The organism is Streptosporangium nanhuense (assembly GCF_059358815.1).
In genome coordinates this window covers 1-751 of the sequence record NZ_JCADBG010000124.1, presented here as the reverse complement: position 1 = coordinate 751, position 751 = coordinate 1, and the positions used below count along the sequence as shown (strand labels likewise).

Here is a 751-nt window from a genome sequence, read left to right as displayed (position 1 = left end):
CCGAACACCTTCATCGGGTTCGCTCGTCAGCGTGGTCTGTCGGTGGATGGCCGGTGTCGTTCGTTCTCCGAGGCCGCCGATGGGGTCGGTTGGTCGGAGGGTGTGGGTGTGCTGGTGTTGGAGCGGTTGTCGGACGCGCGTCGCAACGGTCACCAGGTGCTGGCGGTGGTACGGGGCTCGGCGGTGAACCAGGACGGCGCCTCCAACGGGTTGACGGCGCCGAACGGCCCGTCGCAGCAGCGGGTGATCCGCCAGGCCCTGGCCGGTGCGGGGCTGTCGGCCTCGGACGTCGACGTGGTCGAGGCGCACGGCACCGGGACGCGGCTGGGCGATCCCATCGAGGCGCGGGCGCTGATGTCCACCTACGGACAGGGCCGCGACGAGGCGGAGCCGTTGCTGCTCGGTTCGATCAAGTCGAACATCGGTCACACCCAGACGGCCGCCGGTGTGGCCGGGATCATCAAGATGGTCATGGCGATGCGCGAGGGTGTGGTGCCGCGCACGTTGCACGTGGACGCGCCGTCCTCGCACGTTGACTGGAGCGAGGGCGCGGTCGAGCTGGTGACCGAGACACGGCCGTGGCCCCGGGTGGAACGGTCGCGCCGGGCGGGGGTGTCGTCGTTCGGGATCAGTGGGACCAATGCGCATGTGATTTTGGAGCAGTCTGCGGTGCCGGTGCCGGTGGAGGTGCCGGTGGTGGGGGACGTGGTGGAGGGGGGTGGGGTTGTTTCGTGGGTGGTGTCGGGTCGTA

1 protein-coding gene is annotated in these 751 nt (G+C 69.8%); it reads left to right on the top strand.

The features are described 5' to 3' along the window. The coding region (locus tag AC5L38_RS44295) for a beta-ketoacyl synthase N-terminal-like domain-containing protein (protein ID WP_495248837.1) at positions 1 to 751 on the top strand (751 nt) is incomplete at both ends.